This window comes from Bradyrhizobium sp. AUGA SZCCT0176 (genome assembly GCF_018130145.1).
GTDB lineage: Bacteria > Pseudomonadota > Alphaproteobacteria > Rhizobiales > Xanthobacteraceae > Bradyrhizobium.
Window position 1 is genome coordinate 62852 of the sequence record NZ_JAFCMB010000019.1, and the last position, 24012, is coordinate 86863.

At 62.9% G+C, this 24012-nt stretch carries 29 protein-coding genes, 1 tRNA gene and 1 other RNA gene; 17 read left to right on the forward strand and 14 right to left on the reverse strand.

From position 1 onward, the window contains the following. Positions 1-85: 85 nt before the first annotated feature. Both JQ600_RS30035 and JQ600_RS30040 read right to left on the reverse strand, forming a co-directional pair. Positions 86-1183 (reverse strand): quinone-dependent dihydroorotate dehydrogenase, encoded by a 1098-nt coding sequence (locus JQ600_RS30035; protein ID WP_212390701.1) that lies wholly within the window; start codon positions 1181-1183, stop codon positions 86-88. After that, positions 1180-1524, reverse strand: coding sequence for a DUF952 domain-containing protein (locus JQ600_RS30040; RefSeq protein ID WP_212265307.1), 345 nt, complete (start codon positions 1522-1524; stop codon positions 1180-1182). The genes JQ600_RS30035 and JQ600_RS30040 overlap by 4 nt, the downstream gene beginning before the upstream one ends. Before the next feature lie 183 nt (positions 1525-1707). On the opposite strand from JQ600_RS30040, the gene JQ600_RS30045 reads away from it, so the two are divergent. After that, entirely contained in the window at positions 1708-2358 is a 651-nt protein-coding gene (locus JQ600_RS30045) for a helix-turn-helix transcriptional regulator (RefSeq protein WP_212390700.1), read from the forward strand. After that, positions 2343-2906 (forward strand): mismatch-specific DNA-glycosylase, encoded by a 564-nt coding sequence (locus tag JQ600_RS30050; protein WP_212390699.1) that lies wholly within the window; start codon positions 2343-2345, stop codon positions 2904-2906. The genes JQ600_RS30045 and JQ600_RS30050 overlap by 16 nt, the downstream gene beginning before the upstream one ends. 111 nt (positions 2907-3017) lie before the next feature. Here the strand turns inward: JQ600_RS30050 and JQ600_RS30055 are convergent, their stop codons facing one another. From JQ600_RS30055 to JQ600_RS30080, 6 genes are all read right to left on the reverse strand, one after another. Further along, complete coding sequence (locus JQ600_RS30055; protein WP_212390698.1) at positions 3018-3800, reverse strand: class II aldolase/adducin family protein; 783 nt, start codon at positions 3798-3800, stop codon at positions 3018-3020. Positions 3801-4090: 290 nt separating this feature from the next. After that, on the reverse strand, positions 4091-5731 hold the full coding sequence (locus JQ600_RS30060) for a lysine--tRNA ligase (protein WP_212390697.1): 1641 nt from the start codon (positions 5729-5731) through the stop codon (positions 4091-4093). A gap of 71 nt (positions 5732-5802) precedes the next feature. After that, entirely contained in the window at positions 5803-6720 is a 918-nt protein-coding gene (locus tag JQ600_RS30065; RefSeq protein WP_212390696.1) for a transporter substrate-binding domain-containing protein, read from the reverse strand. An 85-nt stretch (positions 6721-6805) separates the two neighbouring features. Beyond that, a complete protein-coding gene (locus JQ600_RS30070) occupies positions 6806-7396 on the reverse strand; it encodes an SCO family protein (protein WP_212036736.1) in 591 nt (196 codons plus the stop codon). 33 nt (positions 7397-7429) lie between these two features. Beyond that, positions 7430-7624, reverse strand: a complete 195-nt coding sequence (locus JQ600_RS30075) for a hypothetical protein (protein WP_212390695.1) — start codon at positions 7622-7624, stop codon at positions 7430-7432. Between the two features lie 148 nt (positions 7625-7772). After that, a complete protein-coding gene (locus JQ600_RS30080) occupies positions 7773-8243 on the reverse strand; it encodes a hypothetical protein (protein ID WP_212265314.1) in 471 nt (156 codons plus the stop codon). 385 nt (positions 8244-8628) lie between these two features. On the opposite strand from JQ600_RS30080, the gene JQ600_RS30085 reads away from it, so the two are divergent. Both JQ600_RS30085 and JQ600_RS30090 read left to right on the forward strand, forming a co-directional pair. Beyond that, a complete protein-coding gene (locus JQ600_RS30085) occupies positions 8629-10287 on the forward strand; it encodes an FAD-binding dehydrogenase (protein ID WP_212390694.1) in 1659 nt (552 codons plus the stop codon). A 76-nt stretch (positions 10288-10363) separates the two neighbouring features. Further along, positions 10364-11635 (forward strand): serine hydrolase domain-containing protein, encoded by a 1272-nt coding sequence (locus tag JQ600_RS30090; RefSeq protein WP_409363328.1) that lies wholly within the window; start codon positions 10364-10366, stop codon positions 11633-11635. Positions 11636-11677: 42 nt separating this feature from the next. On the opposite strand, the gene JQ600_RS30095 is transcribed toward JQ600_RS30090, so the two are convergent. Further along, positions 11678-12436 carry a sulfite exporter TauE/SafE family protein gene (locus JQ600_RS30095; protein ID WP_212390693.1) on the reverse strand — a complete coding sequence of 253 codons (759 nt, stop codon included), beginning with the start codon at positions 12434-12436 and terminating at the stop codon, positions 11678-11680. Positions 12437-12684: 248 nt separating this feature from the next. Between JQ600_RS30095 and JQ600_RS30100 the strand changes: the two genes are divergently transcribed. The 5 genes from JQ600_RS30100 (at position 12685) to JQ600_RS30120 (ending at position 15320) form a co-directional block, all read left to right on the forward strand. After that, a complete protein-coding gene (locus JQ600_RS30100) occupies positions 12685-13035 on the forward strand; it encodes a RidA family protein (RefSeq protein WP_212265317.1) in 351 nt (116 codons plus the stop codon). 160 nt (positions 13036-13195) lie between these two features. Then, the gene (locus JQ600_RS30105) at positions 13196-13561 is read left to right on the forward strand and encodes a nuclear transport factor 2 family protein (protein WP_212265318.1); all 366 of its coding nucleotides are present in this window, start codon (positions 13196-13198) and stop codon (positions 13559-13561) included. A 122-nt stretch (positions 13562-13683) separates the two neighbouring features. Continuing rightward, the gene (locus JQ600_RS30110) at positions 13684-14370 is read left to right on the forward strand and encodes an RNA polymerase sigma factor (RefSeq protein ID WP_212390692.1); all 687 of its coding nucleotides are present in this window, start codon (positions 13684-13686) and stop codon (positions 14368-14370) included. 96 nt (positions 14371-14466) lie between these two features. Then, entirely contained in the window at positions 14467-14988 is a 522-nt protein-coding gene (locus tag JQ600_RS30115; RefSeq protein ID WP_212390691.1) for a DUF4142 domain-containing protein, read from the forward strand. A gap of 11 nt (positions 14989-14999) precedes the next feature. Continuing rightward, positions 15000-15320: a cupredoxin domain-containing protein gene (locus JQ600_RS30120; protein ID WP_212390690.1), complete on the forward strand. Its 321-nt coding sequence runs from the start codon at positions 15000-15002 to the stop codon at positions 15318-15320. Between the two features lie 13 nt (positions 15321-15333). Here JQ600_RS30120 and JQ600_RS30125 read toward each other — a convergent pair whose 3' ends face one another. The 3 genes from JQ600_RS30125 to rpiB form a co-directional block, all read right to left on the reverse strand. After that, a complete protein-coding gene (locus JQ600_RS30125) occupies positions 15334-15906 on the reverse strand; it encodes a hypothetical protein (protein WP_212390689.1) in 573 nt (190 codons plus the stop codon). Positions 15907-16024: 118 nt separating this feature from the next. Continuing rightward, positions 16025-16414, reverse strand: a transfer-messenger RNA (tmRNA) gene (gene ssrA / locus JQ600_RS30130). 415 nt (positions 16415-16829) lie between these two features. Further along, complete coding sequence (gene rpiB / locus JQ600_RS30135; protein ID WP_212390688.1) at positions 16830-17288, reverse strand: ribose 5-phosphate isomerase B; 459 nt, start codon at positions 17286-17288, stop codon at positions 16830-16832. A 457-nt stretch (positions 17289-17745) separates the two neighbouring features. Between rpiB and JQ600_RS30140 the strand changes: the two genes are divergently transcribed. Continuing rightward, positions 17746-17904, forward strand: a complete 159-nt coding sequence (locus tag JQ600_RS30140) for a hypothetical protein (RefSeq protein ID WP_212390687.1) — start codon at positions 17746-17748, stop codon at positions 17902-17904. After that, complete coding sequence (locus JQ600_RS30145; RefSeq protein WP_212390686.1) at positions 17864-18598, forward strand: reverse transcriptase domain-containing protein; 735 nt, start codon at positions 17864-17866, stop codon at positions 18596-18598. The genes JQ600_RS30140 and JQ600_RS30145 overlap by 41 nt, the downstream gene beginning before the upstream one ends. Before the next feature lie 130 nt (positions 18599-18728). On the opposite strand, the gene JQ600_RS30150 is transcribed toward JQ600_RS30145, so the two are convergent. Further along, positions 18729-18802, reverse strand: a tRNA-Gly gene (locus JQ600_RS30150). Positions 18803-18951: 149 nt separating this feature from the next. Between JQ600_RS30150 and JQ600_RS30155 the strand changes: the two genes are divergently transcribed. The 6 genes from JQ600_RS30155 to JQ600_RS30180 all read left to right on the forward strand — a co-directional run bounded on the left by JQ600_RS30155 (position 18952) and on the right by JQ600_RS30180 (position 22440). Continuing rightward, a complete protein-coding gene (locus tag JQ600_RS30155) occupies positions 18952-19530 on the forward strand; it encodes a methylated-DNA--[protein]-cysteine S-methyltransferase (RefSeq protein WP_212390685.1) in 579 nt (192 codons plus the stop codon). 9 nt (positions 19531-19539) lie between these two features. After that, positions 19540-20379 carry a helix-turn-helix transcriptional regulator gene (locus JQ600_RS30160; protein WP_212390684.1) on the forward strand — a complete coding sequence of 280 codons (840 nt, stop codon included), beginning with the start codon at positions 19540-19542 and terminating at the stop codon, positions 20377-20379. 55 nt (positions 20380-20434) lie between these two features. Continuing rightward, complete coding sequence (locus JQ600_RS30165) at positions 20435-20794, forward strand: VOC family protein (RefSeq protein WP_212265325.1); 360 nt, start codon at positions 20435-20437, stop codon at positions 20792-20794. Positions 20795-20936: 142 nt separating this feature from the next. Next, positions 20937-21338 (forward strand): SRPBCC family protein, encoded by a 402-nt coding sequence (locus JQ600_RS30170; RefSeq protein WP_212265326.1) that lies wholly within the window; start codon positions 20937-20939, stop codon positions 21336-21338. Then, positions 21335-21865, forward strand: a complete 531-nt coding sequence (locus tag JQ600_RS30175) for a hypothetical protein (protein ID WP_212390683.1) — start codon at positions 21335-21337, stop codon at positions 21863-21865. The genes JQ600_RS30170 and JQ600_RS30175 overlap by 4 nt, the downstream gene beginning before the upstream one ends. A gap of 98 nt (positions 21866-21963) precedes the next feature. Next, positions 21964-22440 (forward strand): hypothetical protein, encoded by a 477-nt coding sequence (locus JQ600_RS30180; protein ID WP_212390682.1) that lies wholly within the window; start codon positions 21964-21966, stop codon positions 22438-22440. Position 22441: 1 nt separating this feature from the next. On the opposite strand, the gene JQ600_RS30185 is transcribed toward JQ600_RS30180, so the two are convergent. Further along, positions 22442-23884, reverse strand: a complete 1443-nt coding sequence (locus JQ600_RS30185) for an MATE family efflux transporter (RefSeq protein WP_212390681.1) — start codon at positions 23882-23884, stop codon at positions 22442-22444. Positions 23885-24012: the final 128 nt, after the last annotated feature.

Below are 24012 nucleotides of genomic sequence, written 5' to 3' on the forward strand. Positions count from 1 at the left end.
GACGATGGTCCGGTACCCCCTCACCCGGATCGCAAGTGCGATCCGACCTCTCCCCGCAAGCGGGGAGAGGTAAAGAGAACGCCCGCTACTGCACCGGCCATTCCTCGGCGGTGATCGTGGCGGCATCGGCGCCGACGATTTCCGCCAGCGAGTCGCGGCCGGTGCGCAGCAAGGTCGAGGACAGATCGCTCTTGATGTCCTCGACCAGCCCGAGGCCCTTGTAGATCAGCGACGAGTAGAGCTGGATCAGGCTGGCACCGGCGCGGATCTTGGTCAGCGCGGCACCTCCGCTATCGATGCCGCCGACCCCGATCAGCGGGAAGGCGCCTTCGGCACGCACATACGTTTCCGCCACCATCCGCGTCGACAGCCGGAACAGCGGCCGCCCCGACAGACCGCCCTGCTCCTTGGCGCGGCCCGTTTCGCGTAAGCTCGAGGGCCGCGCCAGCGTGGTGTTGGCCACAACCATGCCGTCGACCCGGCGCGAGCGCGCGATGTGCACGACGTCGTCGAGTTCAGCCAGACTCAAATCCGGCGCGATCTTGAGCAGCACCGGGGAATCGCCGGCATTCTTGCGCACCCGCTCGCGCGCATCGATCACCCGGGCGAGGAGATCGTCGAGCGCGGCCGATTGCTGCAGATTGCGCAGACCCGGCGTGTTCGGCGAGGAGACGTTTACGGTGAAATAGCTCGCGACCGGCGCAAAGGTCTCGATCAGCTTGACGTAATCGGCGGTACGGTCGGCCGAATCCTTGTTGGCTCCGACATTGACGCCGACGATGCCGGCAAGATGCGCGCGCGAGGCGAGCCGCCGCAGCACAACTTCCGCCCCGTCATTGTTGAAGCCCATCCGGTTGATCACAGCCTCGTCGCGCTCCATCCGGAACAGCCGCGGCCGCGGATTGCCGACTTGCGGTTTCGGCGTCACCGAGCCGATCTCGACGAATCCAAATCCCAGCCGCAGCAGCGCGTCGGGCGCCTCCGCGCTCTTGTCGAAGCCCGCGGCCATCCCGATCGGATTGGGAAAATTGAGGCCGAAGGCGCGCACCGCCAGCTTCGAATCGTCCGGCTTCGAACGGATCGGCGGCAGCAGCCGCAGGCCCTGGATGGCCATGCGATGCGCATCCTCCGGGTCGAACCAGCGCAGCAGCGGCAGCGAAAAGGCGTCGAAGGCGCGGATCACGGCGCAAGCTCCGGAATGTCATGATGGCCGTCGGACCGCGCCCGCATGTCGAGGATGGCGGTGACGGCGCCGAGATCGAGTTCGCCATAGAGATGCGGGAACAATTCGTCGTTGCGCGAGGGCTCCCAGCGCAATTCATCCCCGAGCGCATCGGCGTCGACCGCGATCAAAAACAGCCCGGTCTGGCCGAAATAATGTTTCCGCGCGGTTTCGGCGACCTGGGAGGCTGTGGAAAAATGGATGTAGCCGTCGCGCAGATCGTCCGCGCTGCCCCGATAGACGCCTTGCCGCTCGGCCTCGCGCCAGGCCGAGGCGGAGCTGATTTTGTAGATCGTGGGCACTCGCCGGCATTCCCTGTTTGTCGTTGAGTCTCTTGGGATTTTTCCCGGGATTCCGGGTCGGGCGCCGACCGTAAAGGCGGCTGGGGCTGAACTCAAGCGCCGCCGCGCCGTCCGACCAGCATGGAATTTGCGGAAACCCCGCGTTTCAGGCAATAATTCCTAAACCCGACTTTGAGTGATCCCATGGCCAAACCATCCAAAGCCCGCCTTCTCACCCACGGCCAGGTCTGGACCGCGCTCGACCGGCTCGCCGAGCGCGCCGGCCTGTCGCCCTCGGGCCTCGCCAAGCGCTCCGGCCTCGACCCCACCACCTTCAACAAATCCAAGCGCATCACGGGCGACGGCCGCGAACGCTGGCCCTCGACCGAATCGGTCTCCAAGGCGCTGGCCGCCACCAATTCCTCGATCGACACGTTTGTGCAGCTGATCGGCGACGGCGCGCGCAGCCAGCAATCCGTGCCGATGCTCGGCTTTGCCCAAGCCGGCAGCGGCGGCCATTTCGACGACAGCGGTTTTCCCGCCGGCAAGGGCTGGGACGAGGTGGCGCTGCCCGCCGCGGACGACGAGCACGCCTATGCGCTGGAAATATCCGGCGATTCGATGAAGCCCGCCTACCGCGACGGCGACATCATCGTGGTCTCACCGGGCACACCGATCCGGCGCGGCGACCGCGTGGTGGTGAAGACGAGTGACGGCGAGGTGATGGTGAAGGAATTGAAGCGCCGCACCACCAGGACGCTGGAGCTGCAATCGCTCAACCCGGCGCAGGCCGACCGCGCGCTCGACGCCGACGACGTCGAATGGATCGCGCGGATCGTATGGGCGAGCCAGTAGGGTTGTCCCCGGCTCCGGATGTCCTGCAGGACCTGCTGGAAGATTCGCTCAACGTCGTTTTGTGCGGGATGGCTGCGGGGACGGCATCAGCCAAAGCCAAGGCTTACTACGCGCACAAGCAGAACAAGTTCTGGAAAATTCTCTACGAGACCGGGCTGACGCCGGCGCTGCTGCAGCCGCACCAGTGCCGCGATCTGCTGCAGCATCGGATCGGACTCACTGATCTCGTGAAGACGCATTCCGGAATGGATCACCAGATCCCGCTATCCGAACTGCGACTGGACGCGCGATCTCGCCTGAGCAATTCGGTTGCGGCATTCCGGCCGAAATTCCTGGCGTTCACGAGCAAGGCGGCCGGACAGGGGTTTCTCGGCGGCAAGCGCGATTACGGCGAACAGGCTGAGCTGATCGCCGATACGCGGATCTGGATTTTGCCATCCACGTCAGGCGCGGCGAATGGAAGCTGGCGGCCGGAGGTGTGGCATGCGTTTGCGGATGCGGTGCGGGCTGCCACCTTCGTCGTCCCGGCCTTGAGCCGGGACCCATAACCACAAGCGTTAGTGGTGATACGAAAATCGTCGAACAATCTTCTCCAAACGAGAAGCCGCGGCGTATGGGTCCCGGCTCAAGGCCGGGACGACAGCGGAGAATGCCGCTAGCTAAGTCGCGTAATCCGGCTCCTTGCGATCAAGCATGCGCTTTAGCGCATCGAAGTGCCGCTGTGCCGGGGTCGGTCCCTTGTAGAGACGCTCGTCCTTGTATTCGCGCTGGGTCTTCTCCACCACAGGCGCGGGAAGCTGCTTCAGCTTCTGCCCGGTCCACATCGCGTAGATCTGCACCTGCGCGGCGCGCTCGACGTAATAGAGCATGTCGTAGGCCTCGGCGACGGTCGCACCGACCGTCGAGATGCCGTGATTGGCCATGAACAGCACCTGCTTGTCGCCGATCACCTTCGCAAGGCGGGCGCCCTCGGCGGGATCGACGGCCGGGCCGGTATATTCGTCGTCATAGGCGATGGCGCCTGATAGCCCGACCTCGGTCTGGCCGATCTCCTTGATGCGGGGATCGTCGAGGCGCGTCAGCGCGCTGGCGTAGGGCATGTGGGTGTGAAACACCGCTTTGGCCTGCGGCAGTGCCTTGTGGATCGGCGCGTGGATGCAATAGCAGGAGCGCTCGACCTCGCCCTCGCCGCGCTTGACCTCACCGTCATCGATGCCGACTTCCATGAAGGACGAGGCCGTGACCTCGGACCAATGCATGCCGAACGGGATCTGGTAGTAGCGGTCGCTGCGGCCCGGCACCGTGTAGGTCAGATGGTTGAAGATGCCTTCGGAAAAACCCTGGTTGAAGGCGAGGCGATGCGCGGCCGCCAGATCGACCCGCGCCTGCCATTCCTCGGCGCTGCTGTCGTTGCGCAAGTCCGGCGAAACCTTGAACTGCATGCGTCTGCTCCCAATGTTGCCCGCCTCTCCACGGAGGCTTGATGGCGGATAGTGTAGCGCAATTCGGTGCAGGCCGCGGTTGAAATTGCGGCGGGCCTGCCATCTGGATTTGCGGCTCGAGGTCGCAGTGAGATGATGCGTTGCAAAGCCCAACTCTATCGTCGTCCCGGCGAAGGCCGGGACCCATAACCACCAGCGATAATTGTTTTGCACGCAGGTCGTTATCTTCCTTTTTCAATAACATCGGCCGCGGCGTATGGGTCCCGGCCTTCGCCGGGACGACATCGGGGCTACGCGCTCCTTGCCAGCGCGCCGTCAATCATCGCTACCGCGTTGGCCAGACCGTACACCGCGACGAACGAGCCGAAGCGCGGGCCTTTTTCCTGACCGAGCAGCACCTGATAGAGCATGTTGAACCAGTCGAGCGAAACGCCCGGCCTGCCATCCTTGCCCTTCTTGACGAGATCGAGGAACGGCTCGCGGCGGCCGATCTCGTAGACCACGTTCTGGATATCTTCCGCCGTCGACGTCGACGGCAATTGCGACAGCGCGTCGCGCAGATCCTGCAACGCGACCCGCTCACGATCGGTCGGCTCACGGAATTTTTTGGTCGGCGCCACGAAGTCGCGATAATAATTGATGGCGTAGCCAACCAACGCGTCGAGCTTCGGATGCGTCTGCGGCGTCACGCCGGGACGATAGCGCCCGATGAAACCCCACAGCGTTTCGGCGTTCTCCGCATTCGACGACGACACCAGCGTCAACAACAGCTGGAACGTGACCGGCATGTCGGCCTTCGGCGGCTGGCCGGAATGCATATGCCAGACCGGATTGGAAAGCTGCTGCTTGGCGTCCTGCCGCGGAAAGCCTTCGAGGAACTGCTGGTAGTCGTCGACGGCGCGCGGAATCACGTCGAAATGCAGCCGCTTCGCCGCCTTCGGCTCGCGGTACATGAACAGCGACAGCGATTCCGGCGACGCATAGCGCAGCCATTCGTCGATGGTGAGCCCGTTACCCTTCGACTTGGAAATCTTCTGGCCCTTGTCGTCGAGGAAGAGCTCGAAGTTGAATCCCTCCGGCGGCGTACCGCCGAGCGCAGAACAGATCTTGCCTGACAGCTTCACTGAGTCGATCAAATCCTTTCCGGCCATTTCATAGTCGACGCCAAGCGCGTACCAGCGCATCGCCCAATCCGGCTTCCATTGCAACTTGCAGTGGCCACCGGTAACGGGAACGGTGATGCTTTCCTTGGTCCCCGGGTCTTCATAGGAGATCGTGCCTGCCTTGGCGTCATGCGCGGTTACGGGCACGTAGAGTACGAGGCCGGTGCGAGGGCAGATTGGCAAGAACGGCGAATAGCTGGCCGCGCGCTCCTCGCGCAGGCTCGGCAGCATGATCGCCATCACCTTCTCAATCCGCTCCAGCATGCGCAGCAGCGCGGCGTCGAATTTGCCCGAAGTGTAGTAGTCGGTTGCGCTGGCGAATTCGTAGTCGAAGCCGAAAGAATCAAGGAAGGCACGCAGCCGCGCATTATTATGCTGGCCGAAGCTCGGATGGGTACCGAACGGATCCGGCACCTTGGTCAAGGGCTTGCCGAGATTGGCTTCCAGCAGCTCCTTGTTCGGCACGTTATCCGGCACCTTGCGCAGGCCGTCCATGTCGTCGGAGAACGCCAGCAGCCTGGTCTTGATCTTGTCCTCGGTCAGCACGCGAAAGGCATGACGCACCATGGTGGTGCGCGCGACCTCGCCGAAGGTGCCGATATGCGGCAGCCCCGACGGGCCGTAGCCGGTCTCGAACAGCACCTCATCCTTCGGGCTCTTTTTCAGCCGCGCGACGATCGCTTTCGCCTGCTCGAACGGCCAGGCGTTGGATTGTTCGGCGAGCGCGCGCAAATCGCTCGGGTTGGCGGCAAGGTCGATGGTGGACATCAGAGGTCTCCGGGGCCGCGGAAACTAGCGCTTCCGTGGCAAATTGCAAAATGACGGAGTCTGCGACTCCGTCAAAACGGACTGATCGAGAAATAACGCAGCCACAAATCGGTATAGCGGCCTTTTTCCCAGAGCCGGAACAGCGCCCAGTTCAGCGACTGCCGCAGCAGATCGTTGCCCTTGCGGACCGCGATGCCGATGCCCTCGCCGAAATAACGGCTCTCGACGAACGGCCCGCCCGAGAAGGCGCAGCATTCGGCTGAATCGGTGCCGTTGATCCAGAACGCCAGCGCGATCGCATCGCCGAAGATGAAATCGACCTCGCTCCGCCGCAGCGCCAGCCGCAGCGCCTCGTCATTGGGGTACGATTTGATCTCGGCGTCGGTGAACATCGCCTTCAGATAGGCCTCATGCGAAGTGCCGCCGATGGCGCCGATTTTCTTGCCTTCGAGATATTCGGGACGCACCTCCGGCATCACGGCGTCGCGCCGCGACACGAAGCGCGCCGGCGCGCGGTAATAGGGATCGGTGAAATCGATGCGGGCGCGCAATTGCGGCGTCACCGCCATCGACGCGATGATGGCGTCGCCGCGGTTGCTGGTGATGGCGTCGATCAGGGTCTCGAACCGGCGCATCTGGATGGTGCAGGTGACCTTGATCTCGTCGCACAGCGCGCGCGCCAGATCGACGTTGAAGCCGGCCGGATTGCCGTCGGGGCCGGTGAAGTTGAACGGCGGATAGTCGGTTTCGGTCAGGAACCGGATCACGGTCAGGCGCGACAAATCGGGCCGGTCCGGACGCCGCCTCGGGTCCCAGAAGCCTGGCACCGCCTGCGGCGCCGCCTCGACCGCGGGCCGGGGCGCGGTTTGTGCGGACGCCTCACCGGGCAGCAAAACGGCCAGCGCAGCCGCGATCGACATCCCGGTCAGCAGGTTGCGGACGGATTTTGGCAATCTGGCGCTTTGTAACAAGGCTGGCTGGTGGGGCATTGCCGGCGTTTTGTTGTGGAATTGGATGGCCTTATAGACCATCCGGCATCCGATGCGAGGCCGTTTTGCGGGGCTTTGGTACGGCTCAGAGGTATTTCTTCAGATCGGTCGCGGCTTCCTGGGGCGTCCGTTTCAGGTTGAACGGCGAGACGAAGCGGCCGTCGCGATCCATCAAATAGATCAGCGCCGTGTGGTCCATGGTGTAATCGCCGTCCTTGAGCGGGACCTTCTTGGAATAAACCCGGTAGGCCGACAGCACCTTGGACACCGCCTCGGGGTTGCCGGTCAGGCCCTTCAGATGCGGGTCGAAGCTGGAGAGATATTCCTTCATCGCGGCCGCGGTGTCGCGCTCCGGATCGACCGAGACGAAAAAGGCGTTGACCCGGTCGGCGTCCTTGCCCATCGCCTTCAGCACTTCGGAAATCTCGAACAGCGCGGTCGGGCACACATCGGGGCAATGGGTGAAGCCGAAGAAGATCAGCGTCGGCCGGCCCTTGAGATCCTTGTCGGTCACGGTCTGGCCGGCCTGGTCGGTCAGTTGAAACGGCCCGCCGATCGCGGCCGGCGCCGTGACGGTGCGCAGGCCGCCGAGCGCCCACAACATGATCAGGAGGCCAACCAGCAGGCTGACGGCAAAGGATGCGACAATCACCAGCGGTCGGATGCTCCGGTCCATGCAAGAATTCCCCAAGAACTTTCTATGTCCGGATCAGAAGCAGGCCGAAATACCGGCGGCGATCATTTCAAAAAACACCGTGGTCCCGTAATGGAACCAGAGCGCCGCGGCGCCGCATACGGCCAGCCCGCCGAGGCTGGCGGCGCCCCAGACGATCGCGGACGCCACCCTGCCCTCGGGCCGGGTCGCCGCGATCATCCCATGCTGGGTGGAAATCGGCTGAACCATGGGGTTCAGATAGGGCCAGTTCCAGGGTCAGGCAAGCGCCATGGTCGCGCAGCCGATCACGTCATGCGGAGGAATATCTGCCGTTTCAGCGCGACGCCGGGGCGATCGCAGCGCGACGCTAAGGCGATCGCGGTGTGACGCCGGGATCTCAGCGAGACGCGGGCTTGATCGCGGACGCCTGGGCGTCGAGATAGCAGGGCTTGAACATCGCCTGCAATTGCTTGCCGCGCAGGAAGATCATGCGCTGGGTCAAGCCGCCGCGCTGGGCGATCCAGCGCCGGATTGGTGTCGGGTACATCGAATACAGCATCTGGGTGGCTTCGGCGTTGGTGATCGCCCGGCCGTTGGCGCCGAAATCCCAGGCGGCATGGAAACCGAGATTGGCGTGCGAGGTGACGCAGATCTTGTCGTGGGGAACGGCGCCGAGAACGATGGTGCAGGCCGAGGCGCACAGGCCGTCGATGATGACCATCTCGCCGGAACTCCGCAGGCCCTGGTATTTATCGACATAAGTGCCTATCCGGCCGCCGCGATCGTCGGCGATCCGGACCACCGCCTGGCTCGATACAACCCCTGCCAGCAGCAGCACCGCCGCAAGCAACCCCGTCGCCAGCTTCATATCCCAGCCCCAGTCCTGAAACGTCGAACCCGAATCTGATTGTCTTAGTGATGCAAGACTTCGCGAGCGTCGTTCGAGACCGTGATTTTGTCTAGGCGGCTGGAGCCGCTCAAAACAAATTCAAATTAAGTGTTGCAGTAGCGCTGCACCCGAAGAACGAAAAGGTCCCAAACTGGAACAAGTTAACGTTTCCACGGTGGCAGCTTCGCCACAGGCAAGCGGCATTTGCCGTTGACCGCGCGCTGGATGGCGTGGCTTGAATCAACATCGGAGCGTTTTCCAGCGAAGTGGGCACCGGTTCGCGCGAAGAAAACGCGTCAAAGCAACAAACAGAGCCCCTTTCCGATTTCAATCGGAAGGGGGCTCTGGGCTGGGGAGGACATGGATGGCAGAGGACGCGGACGTAATTGTGGTCGGCGGCGGGCTGGCCGGCCTGGTCGCGGCATGTGAAATCGCCGACGCCGGCAAGCGCGTCATCGTGATCGACCAGGAGGGCGAACAAAGCCTTGGCGGTCAGGCGTTCTGGTCGTTCGGCGGCCTGTTCCTGGTCGACAGCCCCGAACAGCGCCGGCTCGGCATCAAGGACAGCTACGATCTGGCGCTGCAGGACTGGATCGGCACCGCGGGCTTCGACCGCGACGAGGATTTCTGGCCGAAGAAGTGGGCGGAGGCGTATGTCGCGTTCGCTACGGCTGAGAAGCGCGACTGGCTGCGCGCGATGGGCCACCGTATTTTTCCCGTGGTCGGCTGGGCCGAACGCGGCGGCTATGACGCGATGGGGCACGGCAATTCGGTGCCGCGCTTTCATGTCACCTGGGGCACCGGCCCGGGCATCGTCGAGCCGTTCGAACGGCGGGCGCGCGAGGCGCAGAAGAACGGCCGGCTGACTTTCAAGTTCCGCCACCGCGTCGATGCCCTCAGTATCACCAACGGCACCGTCGACGGCGTCAGCGGGGCGATCCTCGAACCCACCAATGTCGAACGCGGCCAGAGCAGCTCGCGCCAGGTCACCGGCGATTTTAGCTTTCGCGCCCAGGCAGTGATCGTTGCCTCCGGCGGCATCGGCGGCAATCACGATCTGGTCCGGCAGAACTGGCCGAAGCGCCTCGGCGCGCCGCCGAAATTCATGATCTCCGGCGTGCCCGAACATGTCGACGGCAGGATGATCGGGATCACCGAGGCTGCCGGCGCGCGGCTGATCAACCGCGACCGGATGTGGCATTACGTCGAGGGTATCAGGAACTGGTCGCCGATCTGGCCGCGCCACGGCATTCGCATCCTGCCCGGCCCGTCATCGCTGTGGTTCGACGCGACAGGCAAGCGGCTGCCCGCGCCGCTGTTTCCCGGCTCCGACACGCTCGGCCAGCTGCACTACATCATGTCGACGGGCTACGATTATTCCTGGTTCATCCTGACCCAGAGCATCATCAAGAAGGAGTTCGCGCTCTCCGGCTCGGAACAAAACCCTGACCTCACCGGCAAGAGCTGGCGCATGACCATCAAGCGCGCCACCAACAAGGGCGCGCCGGCGCCGGTGGAAGCATTCAAGCAAAAAGGCGCCGACTTCATCGTGCGCGACAACCTCGCCGACCTCGTCAGCGCCATGAACGCGCTCAGTGGCGACAATCTGCTGCAGCTCGATCACATCAAGCGTCAGATCGAGGCTCGCGACCGCGAGATGACGAATCCCTACGTCAAGGATGCGCAGGTGATGAACATCCACAATGCGCGGCGCTATATCGGCGACAAACTGATCCGCACCGCCAAACCGCATCGCATCCTCGACCCCGAGCATGGCCCGCTGATCGCGGTGAAACTCAATATCCTGACCCGCAAGACGCTCGGCGGCTTCGAGACCGATCTCGACTCCCGCGTGTTCGGCACAGGCGGCGAAATCATCAAGGGGCTGTACGCCGTCGGCGAAGCCGCCGGTTTCGGAGGCGGCGGCGTGCACGGCTATCGCTCGCTGGAGGGCACGTTCCTCGGCGGGTGCCTGTTTTCGGGGCGCAATGCGGGACGCGCGGCGGCGAAGGCGGCCGGCTGACAAGGCCGCAGAATACCTGGGCGATCGAAGCAGTTGCTGCGGCCGTTCCGGCCTACTTGCGCGGGGGATACTTGCCATGATGCCGAAGATCATATGGGCTCTGTCCATCGCGGCCGCTGTGATGGCCGGGAGCGACATCCCCGCCCGCGCCCAGGGCAACGCGGTCGCGCCGGCGCCGTCACCTGCCAAACTCGAGCGCCTGTCGCAATTTTTCGAAAACGAAGTGACTACCGGAAAGCTTCCCGGCGCTGTCGTGCTGATCCAGCAGCATGGGCGTCCGGTCTATCTCAAGAGTTTTGGCGTTCGGGATGTCGCCACCAAGCTGCCCATGACGCCGGACACGATCTTTGCTGTTCATTCGATGACCAAGCCGATCACCAGCCTGGCGGCGATGATGCTGATCGACGAAGGAAAACTGGCGCTGGCCGACCCGGTGTCCCGATACATTCCGGCATTTGCCGACACGAAAGTCGGCGTGGAATCCAAACCGAAGGACGGAAACCCGATCCTGGAACTCGTGCCGCCGATCCGGCCGGTGACGATCGAGGACCTGCTCCGGCATACGTCGGGTATTACCTATGAATACATCGGCAGCGAATTGATCATGAAGACGTATACGGACGCCAACATCTTTGAGGGACATTTCAACAACACGGAGTTTGCCGAGCGCATTGCCCGACTGCCCTTGGCGAGACAGCCCGGCACACTCTGGCGCTACGGCCATTCCACCGACGTTCTCGGACGCGTCATCGAAATTGTCTCCGGCAAATCGCTGTACCACTTCCTGAAAGAGCGCATTCTCGATCCGCTTGGCATGACTAGCACGAAGTTCGTGCTGCAGGGCGCGGCTGAAGCGGCGCGCATGGCCGAGCCGCTGCCGGGCGATACCGTCCTGCGTATGTCGGGGGAGGAACGGCGCAGGCACGCCGAATGGGAGTCAGCCGGCGGCGGCCTGCTTTCGACCATCACGGATTATGCACGATTTGCGCAAATGCTGCTCAACGGCGGAAAGCTGGACGGCAAGCAGTATCTCAGCCCGGCCGCGTTCAAGCAGATGACGTCAGACCAGATCGGACCGGGCTCCGGCGTCGGACGCGACTACTATTATTTTCCCGGCGATGGTTTTGGCTACGGCTATGGCCTTGCGGTGCGCGTGGAACCGGGGAACGCAAAGCCGCCGCCGGCGGGCTCGATCGGCGAACTGAAATGGGACAGCGGCAGCGGAACATACTTCGGCGTCGATCCCAAACTGGACATGGTCTACATCCTCATGGAGCAGACCCAGCTGGAACGTTCACGCATCACCCCGGCCTTCAAGGCGCTGGTGTATGACGCGTTCGAAAAATAAGTGACCTCAGCGGCGAAGCAGTGAGCTGATCGCCGGCAGAACTCACCGCGCATATCCGGCGACGCCGTCCCACAGCAATTTCAAGGCCGTGACGACCAGCAGCGCGTAACAAGCGCGGTAGAGCTGCACCTGGTCGAGGCGCTGATGCAACCGCCAGCCGGTCCAGACGCCGGCAAAGGCGACGGGTATGCCAAGCAGCATCATCGTCACCAGGGCCTGCGAGAGATGCCCGATCAGCAGCCAGGGCCCGACCTTGATGAGGTTGCCGACGGTGAAGAACATGCTCGTCGTGCCGGCATACATCTGCTTGGAGAGCCCGAGCGGCAGCAGGTACATCGCCAGCGGCGGGCCGCCGGAATGGGCGACCATCGTCGTCACGCCCGACGCGCCGCCGGCCAGCAGCGCCGTGGCCGGCGAACGCGGCCGCACCGAGACGCCGGCGCCGCCGCGCAGCCACAAGCCAGCAAACACCAGGGTGATAAGCGCCATCACGATCTCGATCGCGTGGCGGTCGAGATCCCTGAGCACGAAGAAGCCGACGCCGATGCCGACCAGAAGACCCGGCAACAAAATCGAGAGGTCCGGCTTCGACCACGTCGACGGCTTCCAGTAGCGCAGCGCGAAGACATCCATCGCCACGAACAGCGGGGCCAGCATCGTGCCCGCATCGATCGGGTCCATCACCAAGGCCAGCAGCGGAATGCCGATGATCGCGAAGCCACCGCCGAAAGCGCCCTTCATGAAGCCGATCACGAAGATTCCGGTCGCGGCAACGCAAAGTGTCGCTGGCTCAATCGTCATGAAGAATCCGGTGCGGACATCGATCCTCCACCATCGATCACCTGACTTTTTGCGTTGCAATCGGACAATTGCACTCCGTGCAATATCGTCGGCCGCCCGCAGCGCTCCGGCAAAGCCAAACCAACCCGGCTTTAAGTTGGATTCCCCGATACGTGACAATTTGAGCGGCCTTCATTGCCAAGAACGCAGTAGCCGATCGCGCCCCGGCGCGCTAAGGAGGCGCGCCACTTTAAAAAACGGAGAACACCATGTCAGTCCAGCGCTTCGAAACCGGCCCGCGCATGAGCCAGGTCGTCGTCCACGGCAACACCGTCTATCTCGCGGGCGTCGTCGCCAACAATGCAGCCGGCGAAAGCGTGACCAAGCAGACGCAGGACGTGCTCAAGACCATCGACGGCCATCTCGCTAAGGCCGGGACCGACAAGTCGAAGCTTCTGTCGGCCACGATCTACATCACCGACATGAAAACCTTCCCGGAAATGAACGCGGTGTGGGACGGCTGGGTGTCGGCGGGCAACACCCCGGCGCGCGCCACGGTCGAGGCCCAATTGGCGTCCCCGCAATACAACGTCGAGATCATGGTGGTTGCGGCGAAGTGATTTTTCGCGGCGCGAGGGTTTGCCTGCCCTCGCGCCGTACCTTTCCTTGATCCGTATCTCAATGACCGCGTTTCCTTGACCTCTGAGGTAATCGAAACACGCGCGCGAACCTTCGATAAAGGGTCAGCCGATCCATTCGGCCGCAACGAAGGAGAGCCCCATGACCGACGCGCAGACCATTGCCAACAATTACATCGATTTGTGGAACGAGCGGACCCCGGCCCGCCGCCGCGAGATCCTCAGCCAAAACTGGGCCAGAGACGCCCGCTATGTCGACCCCTTGATGAGCGGCGACGGCCATGACGGCGTCGATGCGCTGATCGCAGGCGTGCAGCAGCGGTTTCCGGATTTCAAATTCAAGCTGATCGGCGAGCCCAATGGGTACGGCGACCACGTCCGGTTCTGTTGGGGCCTCGGCCCCGACGGCGCTGACAGCCCGATCAAGGGCACGGATTTCGCCGTGCTGAGCGACGGCCGCATCCGCAGCATCACCGGCTTCCTCGATCAGGTGCCGGCGGGCGCGTGAGCGAAAGGCTGTGCGGCTGCCTGGGTAATCCCAGGTAGCCGCCGACGCGCCCCAAATTATTTCGGGAACCTCTTGGCCTTTGCCGCATCCAACCCCAATACATTGCTATTAGTGGAACCATCATGCGTCAGGCCCACACGCCTCATATTCCGCCAGTCGACACTGGTGACCTCGACCTGATCCGCCGGGCGCTGGACCGCGACGAGACCGCGGCTCGCGCCATCATGCAGGCGAACAACCGCCGGCTCTACCGGCTCGCCCGTGGCATCCTGCGCAACGACGGCGAGGCCGAGGATGTCGTGCAGGAGACTTACGTCCGCGCCTTCACGCATCTGGAGAGTTTTCGCGGCGATTCCAGCCTGGCGACCTGGCTGGCGCGGATCGCCATGAACGAGGCGCTGGGACGATTGCGCCGGCAGCGGCCGGGCGTGGAACTGTCGTCATTGCCGCAGGGCACGCTCGAAGCCCAGATCATCCAGTTTCCCCGCGCCGCCGCAGACGACCCGGAAAAATCCATGGCCCAACGTGAAATTCAGCATGTCGTCGAACACGCCATCGACGAATTGCCGGAACCGTTCCGGCTCGTCTTCATCACCCGGGTGATCGAGGGCATGAATGTCGAGGAGACCGCCGAGATTCTGGGGCTCAATCCTGTAACCGTGAAGACGAGGTTGCATCGCGCCCGCGTCATGCTGCGCGACAATGTCGAGAAGAAGATCGGCCCGGTCGTGATGGACGCGTTTCCGTTTGCCGGCAGGCGCTGCGAACGGCTCACCGATGCGGTGCTGAACCGGCTCGGCTTAATCTGATTTTTTCGGGAACCTCCGGCCACCAGCGCCATCCAACTCCTGTGCAATCAACTTGAAAGCCGGCCGCTCGCGTCGGCGCCACAGGAGTGTCACACCATGTTCGTTCGATTGAGCGCGGCGATTGCCGCATTGAGCCTTTTGGGCGGTGCCGCACTGGCGCAGGGCGCAAAGCCCACCGATCCGCAGATCGCGCATATCGCCTACACAGCAGGTGTCATCGACATCGCTGCCGCCAAGCAGGCGATCACCAAGGCCAGCAACAAGGACGTCAAGGCGTTCGCGGAAGGCATGGTGCGCGACCATGAAGCCGTGAATAAGCAGGCGCTCGACCTCGTCAAGAAACTGAAAGTCACACCTGAAGACAACGACACCAGCAAGACACTGTCGAAGCAGGCGGCTGACAAGCTGGCCGAACTCGCCAAGCTGAAGGGCACCGAGTACGACAAGGCCTATGTCGCCAACGAGGTTGCCTACCACAAGGCGGTCAATGGCGCGCTGGAGACACTGTTGATCCCGTCAGCCAGCAATGACGAGCTGAAGAGCCTGCTGCAGACCGGCCTGAAGCTGTTTCAGGGCCACCAGCAGCATGCCGAACACGTCGCCGCCGGCCTGAAGTAACGGAGACTGCCATGCTGCCGAGACGCACGTTTCTCATCGTGACCGCCCTGATAGCGGGCGCAATCGCCGTCCCGGCGCATGCCGCAACCATCCAGATCGTGATGGACGATCTCGTGGTGTCGCCGGCGCAGGCAACCGCCAAGGTCGGCGACACCATCGAATGGATCAACAAGGATATTTTCGCCCACACCGCCACCGCGCGAAACGGCGATTTCGATGTCGCCATGCCGCCGAAGAAGACTGTGACGTCGGTGCTGAAGAAGGCCGGTACGGTCGAATATTACTGCCGCTTCCATCCCAACATGAAGGCCGTGCTGACGATCGCGCCGTAAGCCGGTAACCTCGTCAGGTCAACGTCCCTCGCTGCAGCACCATCGCGAGCCGCACCGCGACCGCCGCCTGCCACACCGGATAGAGCACCGAGGTGAGATCGAGATCGAGCGCGCTGTCGACAGCCATCAGCGTACCGGCCAGCGTGCCCGTCAGCAGCATCCGCATCCATAACGCCGCATCGCGCGGCCCGGCCGGCAGCAGGGCGATCGCCAGCGCCATCAAGCCGGCGCCGACAAAACCGCCGGCGAGGCCCGCCAGCACATTGCGCATCATCTTGGAGGCGCCATAGGCCTGCAGATCGATCCAGATGGCGGCGTTCACGGCGCAGACAAAAGCGACCATGGTGACAATGCCGGCAAGCAGCGCCGCCCAAACCGGATTGGCGCTGCAGCGCCGGACCACGAAGAAGACGAGCACCGCAAACGGCACCGCCACCAGCGCCATGCGCAGATTGCCGGAACCGCCGGTGAACTTGTCGATCAGTTGCGGCGTCAGCGGCGTCAACAGGCCCGACAGCAGACCGCCGGCGGCGATGATAAGTAAATTGTTGCGGGAGGTGTTGTCGGCAGCGATGGCCTGGGTCAACGCGTTCGCCTCCATCTCTGCGGCACAGCAATTTAGCACAATAGTACTTGTGATTGTAGTCGCGCACGGCGCGAGGCCGGTTCACAAATAAAAGCCGCGCCAACCCGAAGGTTGACGCGGCCATGGCCGTTCTGTTGCCAGGTGGACCAACCCCGAACAGGTTACGCCGCGAGGCGCACTTCGTTCAATGCAACGTTATCGTTTGCATTTAGGTTTTTGACCCGATAACGGCGGTATCATGCCGAGCACAATTCAGAACTTCTTTGCGACCATCGATCCTGGTTCGCCCCCGCCATAGCAGCCCTGGGATTTTGCCTTGCGGCAGAATCGATCTCATGTGGAGCATGATCTTTTCGGATCGTGCTGTGGATGAGACCTTTAAGCTCAAGCTGCTAAGGTGGAGGCGCCGGGTACTGCCCCCGGGTCTGCCCGCAGTCCATTCTAAGGTTCAGCGCCATCGTCTTGCGACGGGGCGGTTGTACGCGAGATTGAGGGCGAAAGATAGGCCGTTGTCGGCGATTGCGCAGATCAGGTGCCGCAAGCGCAACCACGCGCATAGCGATCCCTGTTAGCTTCAGTGAAGAAAGGGTGCGCTATTCCTTTCCTTTTCTTCCGCCCCTGCACCCATCGCCACCATTCGGAGAACAGGGGCGATTGCACCACTGATTGGCTTGTGCAGGTGTGGTCGGCTGACCCGTCTGAGTATGCGGTCGTCCTATAGAACGGACGCAACAGCCCGCGCGTGGGCCGTCGCTACATTGTTGAGCGCCGGCAAATTCAGAGTAAGTAAGGGTCAGGAGTGCGAACACAACGACGAAAAGCAAGCGATTCATTTGCCCCCCTAAATGACTTGATGAAAACGGTTCTTATGGCTGCGAGCTGGCAAAAATAACTCCAGACTTACGCACCCGAACTCTGCAGTCCTAACGGGAACCCAGTTTATCGACGCGCTGTTGATGGTGACCGCCGTCGAATTTCGTACGCAAGAACACTTCGACGCATTCTTTCGCCACCGCTTCGCCGATCATCCGTCCGCCCATCGCCAAAACATTCGCGTCATTATGCTGGCGGCACAGCCGCGCGCCCGTGACGTCATACGCAAGCGCGCAACGGATATGCGCATGGCGGTTGGCGGCGATCGAAATGCCGATGCCCGATCCGCAGATCAGGATGCCGGATCCGGCCTTGCCGGCCCTGATGGCATCGGCTAGCTTGCCGGCAAAATCGGGATAGTCGACGGATGCGGCGCTATTCGTGCCCAGATCCAGCCACTTCACATCGGGCAAAGCGACTTTCAGGGCTTCCTTGAGCGCAAAGCCCCCGTGATCGCTGGCAATGGCCACCATGCGTTCTGAACGCACCCTCTCGTCTTCGTCGGCCATCTAAATCTCCACGAATGCGCCGCACGCCATCCGCGTGCACTTTACGCTGCGGGCTCGAAATCGACGTAGCATTCTCGCCGTACCGAGTTCGACGCTTCCTGATGGGGAGTATGGTTTTGGAGCGGGCGAAGGGAATCGAACCCTCGTATGCATGGGAAACATTATTGGCTGCCTGTCAAATCAATGGGTTAGCGCGCTTTCGGCTCTTTTTTGGCTCCACGTTCAATGCGCGGTTCTCGTCCGTTTGAGTCAATGGCCTTGACCGGTGGAACCCGCGTCCCCACGTTGTAATCCTCCGCTGGCGATGACCTGGCGACATCGGGCGTTTCGTGCGTTGTACGTGGCGTTCGGTTCGGACAACTGGTGCGATCTGTACATGGCGTATCAGGTGCTTCTCGGTTGACGACTCCAAGTGTTTGGGTCGCGGGTAGCTGGCGGTGAACAATGGAGATGCCCCATGCGCAAGTTTTTTGCACGTGTGGCGACCCTTACCCGCAAGATCGCGGAATGGTTGGTGCCGGTTCTTTCCGCCATCAAGCTTCTGATCGAAATTGTGGGTAAGGTCGCCAACTGCCATGATCGAAAATTACAAATTCAAATATCGGTCGCGCAATAAGTGGTTTTTCGTCCCCAATGACAAATGCGAACGCCGCGGGCGTCGCATGCTTGAGTTCTTCAAAAAGCGCGTCGTCTACCCGGACTATATGTATCACTTCAAGAAGGGTGGCCATGTCGCGGCCTTACACGCGCATCTGAATAACGCACTGTTCTTCAAGATCGACATCCAGAACTTCTACTACTCCATCGCTCGAATGCGGGTCACACGGGCGTTGCGTGCGTGGCATTACCCTGGCGCCGGCACCTTCTCAATGTGGTCCTGCGTTCGCAATCCAGGACCGGGACCCCAGCACACATTGCCTATCGGCTTCGTTCAATCCCCGCTCCTCGCAAGTCTCGTGTTGATGAAGTCACCGGTCCACGACGCGATTGAGCGCGCTCGGGCTAACGGCGTATGCGTTTCGGTCTACCTTGATGACTTCATCGGATCTCACAACGATCTCGCCGTTCTCACGGCGGCGTACGAAGATATCAGGAACACGTGTGTTGCTGCTGGTCTCATACCCAATCCCGGCAAGCTCGTACCGCCACAAGCGGCGATCACGGCGTTCAACTGTGATCTGACCAACGGATCGGCGGTGGTCATGGCAGATCGGATAGGTAAATACTTCGCATCGCCAGATCGCACGCCGATGTCCGACGCGGGATTTATCCACTACATGAGCATGGTTGCGTCCAAGAACTTCCCATAAGAGAAAAGGCCCCGGCTTCCCGAGGCCCTTCCCTTAGAAACATCAAGGCGAACGGCGTAATCCGCCATCTCTGCAAAAGCGGCGGGTTACGCTATCGCTAGCCCGCCCTACGAATTTTGTCCGGAAATTTTGGAGCGGGCGAAGGGAATCGAACCCTCGTATGCAGCTTGGGAAGCTGCCGTTCTACCATTGAACTACGCCCGCGAACGCTTTTGCGCTCCCCTGATTAGCCGACCCCGGGCGTTCCGCCAAGCGGTACCCGCGCCTCCCCGTCCCAGGCCCTTAACGGCTTACAAAGATTCCAGATGCGCGCTTTGATGACGGTGTTATGATCCTGCCGGGGTTGGTGGCGTATGGCGGGGCGGGGCTACAGCATTTTTGACACGGGGATCGGCCGGTGCGGAATCGCATGGGGCGAGCTCGGCGTTATGGGCGTGCAGCTCCCGGAAGCCCGCGAGATCGACACAAGACGGCGGCTGTTCCAGCTTTATCCCGACGCCCGCGAACTTCGCCCTCCGGAGAATGTCGCCATCGCGATCGAAGGCATCGTGGCGTTGCTGCGCGGCGGCTACAGCGACCTTTCCGATGTCGCGCTCGACATGACCGGGATTCCCGCCTTCAACCAGCGCGTCTATCAGCTCGCCCGCACCATCCCGCGCGGCGAGACCCGTACCTATGGCGAGGTCGCAAGTGCGTTACGCGCCTCGGGCGCGGTGTATTCGGTGGCGCAGGCGATCGCCCGCAACCCCTTCATGATCATCGTGCCCTGCCATCGCGTACTCGAGGCCGGGCACTATGCCGACAAGATCTCGCCGAACGGCGGCGCCATCTCCAAGCGCCGGCTGCTGTCGATCGAGGGCACCCACCCGACCGCCAGCAAGACCCTGTTCGACGTGCTGCTGCCGGTTGCGCCGCCGCGCCCGCCTACCTAAATTTACGGGATGGCCGCGACCACGCTGCTCGAGCGCAAATCCATTTCGGTATCCGATTTCCGCTGCAGCGCGGGACCCGGCGATAAGCCTTTTGCCGAGCTGCACCGCTGCCACTCCATTTCCTATGTCCGCAAGGGCAGTTTTGGCCTGCACTGCCGCGGCAAGTTCAGCGAATTGGTGGCGGGATCGGTGCTGATCGGCCATCCAGGCGACGAATATACCTGCACCCATGATCACGTCTGCGGCGACGAGTGCCTGTCGTTCTTCCTGGGGCCGGAACTGGTCGATGCGATCAGCGAAGCCAGGGATATCTGGCAGATCGGCTCGGCGCCGCCGCTCGGGGAATTGATGGTGCTCGGCGAACTGGCGCAAGCGGCAGCAGATGGTAGCAGCGACATCGGCCTCGACGAGATCGGCCAGGTGTTCGCCAGCCGCTTTGTCGAAGTGGTCTCCGGCAAGCCACGCAAGACTGGTCCCGACGCCGCCCGCGACCGCCGCCGCGCGGTGGAAACCGCGCTGTGGATCGATGCCAATTCGCACCGCGAAATCGACCTGGAAGATGCCGCCGCGCAAGCCGGCATCAGCCCGTTCCATTTCCTGCGGCTGTTTTCCGACGTGCTCGGCGTCACCCCGCACCAATATCTGCTGCGCTCGCGGCTGCGCCATGCCGCGCGGCGGCTGGCCGATGACAACAGCCCGATCACCGCCATCGCCTATGACGTCGGCTTCGGCGACCTCTCCAATTTCGTGCGTACGTTCCACCGCGCCGCCGGCGCCTCGCCGCTGCGGTTCCGCCAGGCCTCGCGGGGGAAGCGCAAGATTCTCCAAGAACGGCTTGCCCTCAACTAGCTAGGGTTTCTCCAGGTTGCGCGGCATTCCCGCGCGGTTTTGACTGGAGAACACCATGTACGACCACATCGGATTACGCGTCGGAAATCTCGACGCCAGCGTGCGCTTCTATACGGCAGCGCTCGCACCCCTCGGCTTTGTGCTGTGCTCGCGCGACGATTCCGGCGCCGGCTTCGGCCCCAAGGGCGAACCCGCGCTTTGGCTGCACTTGCACAAGGGCGCCGCCGGCACCGGCGCCCATGTCGCGTTCCGGGCGCCGGATCATGCCGCGATCAAGCAATTCCATGCCGAGGGACTTAAGGCCGGCGGCCGCGACAATGGCGGCGCGGGCGCACGGGCCGATTACAGCCCGACTTACTACGCGGCGTTCCTGATCGATCCTGACGGCAACAATGTCGAGGCGGTTTGTACGTAGGTGCGCACCGTAGGGTGGGCAAAGCGAAGCGTGCCCACCATTCAAGACAACGGTGTGGATAGATGGTGGGCACAGCGCGAAGTGCGCCTTTGCCCACCCTACGGACCGATGCCTCTCATTCTCATTTGAAGGACCCTGCCTCATGGCTTCCATCCACAAGGACATCATCATCGACGCCAACCCGAACGACGTCTGGGATGCGGTGCGCGATTTCGGGGCGTTGCATACGCGGCTGGTGCCGGGCTTCGTGCTCGACACCCGCCTCGACGGCGACGCGCGGATCGTGACGTTTTCCAATGGCACGGTGGCGCGCGAACTTTTGGTCGATTGCGACGATGCACGGCGGCGGCTGGTTTATGCTGTCATCAGCGAACGGATCAAACAGCACAGCGCCTCGGTGCAGGTGACCGCGGAAGGCAACGGCCGCAGCCGGCTGGCCTGGACCGTCGACGTGCTGCCGCATGAAATCGCGCCTTACATGAACGCGCAGATGGATCAGGCGGCGCTGGCGATGCAGAACGCGCTTGGGAAAGCCGCGGCATGATTTCCGCGTTTCTCGAAGCGCTCGGCGCGGTCGGTCCCTCAGCCGACCGCGCCGGCAAGATGGACCTGTACGGACGCTTCATCGGCTCCTGGGATCTTGACGTCAGGCAATTTGCCGACGACGGCCGCGAGCGCCGCCGCGCCGGTGAATGGCATTTCGGCTGGGCGCTGGAGGGGCGCGCGATACAGGATGTCTGGATCGTACCGCCGCGTGGCGAAGGGCGCCACGGCGACGCCACCGCCAAGATCAATTCCTATGGCACGACGCTGCGGGTCTACGATCCCGATATCGACGCCTGGCGGATCCAGTGGACCGACCCGGTGGCGCGAAGTTTTCTGCAGATGATCGGGCGTGCTGAAGGCCATGACATCGTGCAGCACGGCACGCGGCCGGATGGACAGCTGATGCGCTGGAGTTTTTCCGAGATCACACCTAACTCGTTCCTCTGGCGCGGCGAGATCTCCGCCGACAACGGCGCGAGCTGGCGTGTCAATACCGAGTTCACCGCCCGACGCCGAGCACCGTGATCTGTCGCACAGATCAGCCTTTCGTCCGCTCCTAGCGTCACCATTTGCGCCCGGATGGCACCGCCTCCGCGGGCCGCGGCGCATTGGGAGGTCGAACCATGACTGGAGCTGACAAGGTTGTGTGTCAGGCGGCCACGCTGCTGCTGCTGTTTGCCCTGACGACGACGCCGGCGAAAGCGCAATTCGCCGGCTTCGGTGGCGGTGGAGGTGGCGGCGACGACATGATGACGCAGATGGCGCCGATGCTGGAAATGATGAAGGCGAAGATGGGAAAGCGCCGCTTCGGCATGATGATGCAGACCTTGGGGCCGATGATGGGCCGCATGATGGAAGGTGGAGGCGGTGGTTTTGGTGGCATGATGGGCGGCGGTGGAATCCCCGGCGGCTTCGGTGGCGGCTATGGCGGCGGCACGGCCGACGGCTATGGCGTCAACATGGGCGGCATGGGCGGCGGCGACATCATGGGCATGCTCGGCGGCCCTGGCGGCGGCGAGATGATGAGCATGATTCCGCAGCTGATGCGCATGGCCAATATGGGTGGCAGCCGTCACGGCCGGCGTCATCGGCGGCGCTGAGCTACGACAGCGCCGGACGAGCCTTGGCAAGGGGACCCTGCTTCGGTCCCCACCGCGTCAGGATCACGCTTGCGCAGGACAGCAGACCGAGCAGCATCATCGATGCTGCCGTCAGCATGAAGTAGTCCGTGGCGGTGGCATCGTGCGTCGACAGCCACCAGCCGCCGATGATGATGAACACTAGCCGCGCGGTCTGCGCCAGCACGGGGCCGAGCACCTTGGCCGCGCCCTGCGATGAAAAATAGCAGGTCGTGGCGAGGCCGAGGAAGGCATACATCGGCGCCGCCGTAGACAGATACTGCCGGCTTGCGGCGCGCACGCCCGCATTGTCGGTGAAGAGATTGACCCAGATGTCGGGGAAGATCGCGATCAAGGTCGCAAGCGCGCCGACCCCGACAAAGGCCACGCCTCCCGCGATCCAGCAGATCCTGCGGGCCCGCGCGATGCGCTGCGCGCCGATCGCCATGCCGACCATCGGCACCGTCGCGATGCCGACCGCAAAGGCGATCGACGTCAGCATGAATTCGAGCCGCGCGCCGATGCCGTAACCGGCCAGGATTTCAGTGCCGAAACCCGCCAGCATGTAGGTGAATATGCTGATCGTCAGCACCGACTGCAGCGGCGAGAAGCAGGCGATGGCGCCGACCTTGAGGATGTCGATGAACATCGCCCAGCGAATCCGCAGGCCGATGAGCTTGGGAACGACGCGCGCACGGCCGGAAAACAGATACCACGTCATCACGGAGATGCTGACCATAAAGGCGATCAGCGAACCGGCGGCGACGCCGCGCATGCCGAACTGCGGAATCGGCCCGAGGCCGAGACCGAGCGTGCCGCCAAGGATGATCTGGCAGACGGCGGAAATGAGCATCAGCAGCGACGGCAATTTCATGTTGCCGGTGCCGCGCAGGATGCCGGCCATCGTGTTCATCAGCCACGGCACGACAGCACCGCCGAAGAATATCTGCGTGTAGCCGATCGCCTGCGTCAGCACGTTGCCGCGGCCGCCGAGCAATTCCAGCAACTTGGGGCCGAAGATCAGCATGCCCAGCATGAAGACGAGCCCGAAGCAGAGGCCGATCAGCAAGGCATGCGCGGCAAGCACCGACGCCCGCTCGGTATCACCGGCGCCGAGCGCGCGCGCGATCGCCGACGCAACGCCGCCGCCCATGGCGCCACCTGACATCGTCATGGTCAGGATCACGCAGGGAAACACCAGCGCCATCGCGGCCAGCGATTCCACCCCTAACCGGCCGATATAGGACGTCTCGGCGATCACCACGCAGGTGCCGGCCGAGAGCGCAATGACGTTGGGCCAGGCGAGCCACAGCAGCGTGCGCAGGATCGGACCGTCGATCAGCGCGTTCTTCGCCGGCGGCGGCGGTGGCGGCAGCGGACGTTCTTCCTCGTCGACGGGAATTTCGGCAACGCCGATATCGGACATTTCTGCTCCCGCGCGCGAAAGGCAACCTTAAGGTCGCGCGCCCATTCAATATTTTGGGCGCATTATCTCGCTGCGCCGAGCTGTTTCCTAGCACGGCAAGGCCTGATTCCGCGTGCGCGCAACGCAAT

Bases quoted from the DNA above. Each gene is read 5' to 3' on its own strand.
- JQ600_RS30160 (WP_212390684.1), top strand. From the start codon at position 19,540: ATGGCCGCGACCACGCTGCTCGAGCGCAAATCCATTTCGGTATCCGAT.
- rpiB (WP_212390688.1), bottom strand. From the start codon at position 17,288: ATGGCCGACGAAGACGAGAGGGTGCGTTCAGAACGCATGGTGGCCATT.
- JQ600_RS30070 (WP_212036736.1), bottom strand. From the start codon at position 7,396: ATGGACCGGAGCATCCGACCGCTGGTGATTGTCGCATCCTTTGCCGTC.
- JQ600_RS30060 (WP_212390697.1), bottom strand. From the start codon at position 5,731: ATGTCCACCATCGACCTTGCCGCCAACCCGAGCGATTTGCGCGCGCTC.
- JQ600_RS30100 (WP_212265317.1), top strand. From the start codon at position 12,685: ATGTCAGTCCAGCGCTTCGAAACCGGCCCGCGCATGAGCCAGGTCGTC.
- JQ600_RS30055 (WP_212390698.1), bottom strand. From the start codon at position 3,800: ATGCAGTTCAAGGTTTCGCCGGACTTGCGCAACGACAGCAGCGCCGAG.
- JQ600_RS30140 (WP_212390687.1), top strand. From the start codon at position 17,746: ATGCGCAAGTTTTTTGCACGTGTGGCGACCCTTACCCGCAAGATCGCG.
- JQ600_RS30105 (WP_212265318.1), top strand. From the start codon at position 13,196: ATGACCGACGCGCAGACCATTGCCAACAATTACATCGATTTGTGGAAC.
- JQ600_RS30080 (WP_212265314.1), bottom strand. From the start codon at position 8,243: ATGAAGCTGGCGACGGGGTTGCTTGCGGCGGTGCTGCTGCTGGCAGGG.
- JQ600_RS30145 (WP_212390686.1), top strand. From the start codon at position 17,864: ATGATCGAAAATTACAAATTCAAATATCGGTCGCGCAATAAGTGGTTT.
- JQ600_RS30045 (WP_212390700.1), top strand. From the start codon at position 1,708: ATGGCCAAACCATCCAAAGCCCGCCTTCTCACCCACGGCCAGGTCTGG.
- JQ600_RS30090 (WP_409363328.1), top strand. From the start codon at position 10,364: ATGATGCCGAAGATCATATGGGCTCTGTCCATCGCGGCCGCTGTGATG.
- JQ600_RS30110 (WP_212390692.1), top strand. From the start codon at position 13,684: ATGCGTCAGGCCCACACGCCTCATATTCCGCCAGTCGACACTGGTGAC.
- JQ600_RS30175 (WP_212390683.1), top strand. From the start codon at position 21,335: ATGATTTCCGCGTTTCTCGAAGCGCTCGGCGCGGTCGGTCCCTCAGCC.
- JQ600_RS30065 (WP_212390696.1), bottom strand. From the start codon at position 6,720: ATGCCCCACCAGCCAGCCTTGTTACAAAGCGCCAGATTGCCAAAATCC.
- JQ600_RS30170 (WP_212265326.1), top strand. From the start codon at position 20,937: ATGGCTTCCATCCACAAGGACATCATCATCGACGCCAACCCGAACGAC.
- JQ600_RS30180 (WP_212390682.1), top strand. From the start codon at position 21,964: ATGACTGGAGCTGACAAGGTTGTGTGTCAGGCGGCCACGCTGCTGCTG.
- JQ600_RS30050 (WP_212390699.1), top strand. From the start codon at position 2,343: ATGGGCGAGCCAGTAGGGTTGTCCCCGGCTCCGGATGTCCTGCAGGAC.
- JQ600_RS30155 (WP_212390685.1), top strand. From the start codon at position 18,952: ATGGCGGGGCGGGGCTACAGCATTTTTGACACGGGGATCGGCCGGTGC.
- JQ600_RS30115 (WP_212390691.1), top strand. From the start codon at position 14,467: ATGTTCGTTCGATTGAGCGCGGCGATTGCCGCATTGAGCCTTTTGGGC.
- JQ600_RS30085 (WP_212390694.1), top strand. From the start codon at position 8,629: ATGGCAGAGGACGCGGACGTAATTGTGGTCGGCGGCGGGCTGGCCGGC.
- JQ600_RS30075 (WP_212390695.1), bottom strand. From the start codon at position 7,624: ATGGTTCAGCCGATTTCCACCCAGCATGGGATGATCGCGGCGACCCGG.
- JQ600_RS30185 (WP_212390681.1), bottom strand. From the start codon at position 23,884: ATGTCCGATATCGGCGTTGCCGAAATTCCCGTCGACGAGGAAGAACGT.
- JQ600_RS30120 (WP_212390690.1), top strand. From the start codon at position 15,000: ATGCTGCCGAGACGCACGTTTCTCATCGTGACCGCCCTGATAGCGGGC.
- JQ600_RS30095 (WP_212390693.1), bottom strand. From the start codon at position 12,436: ATGACGATTGAGCCAGCGACACTTTGCGTTGCCGCGACCGGAATCTTC.
- JQ600_RS30165 (WP_212265325.1), top strand. From the start codon at position 20,435: ATGTACGACCACATCGGATTACGCGTCGGAAATCTCGACGCCAGCGTG.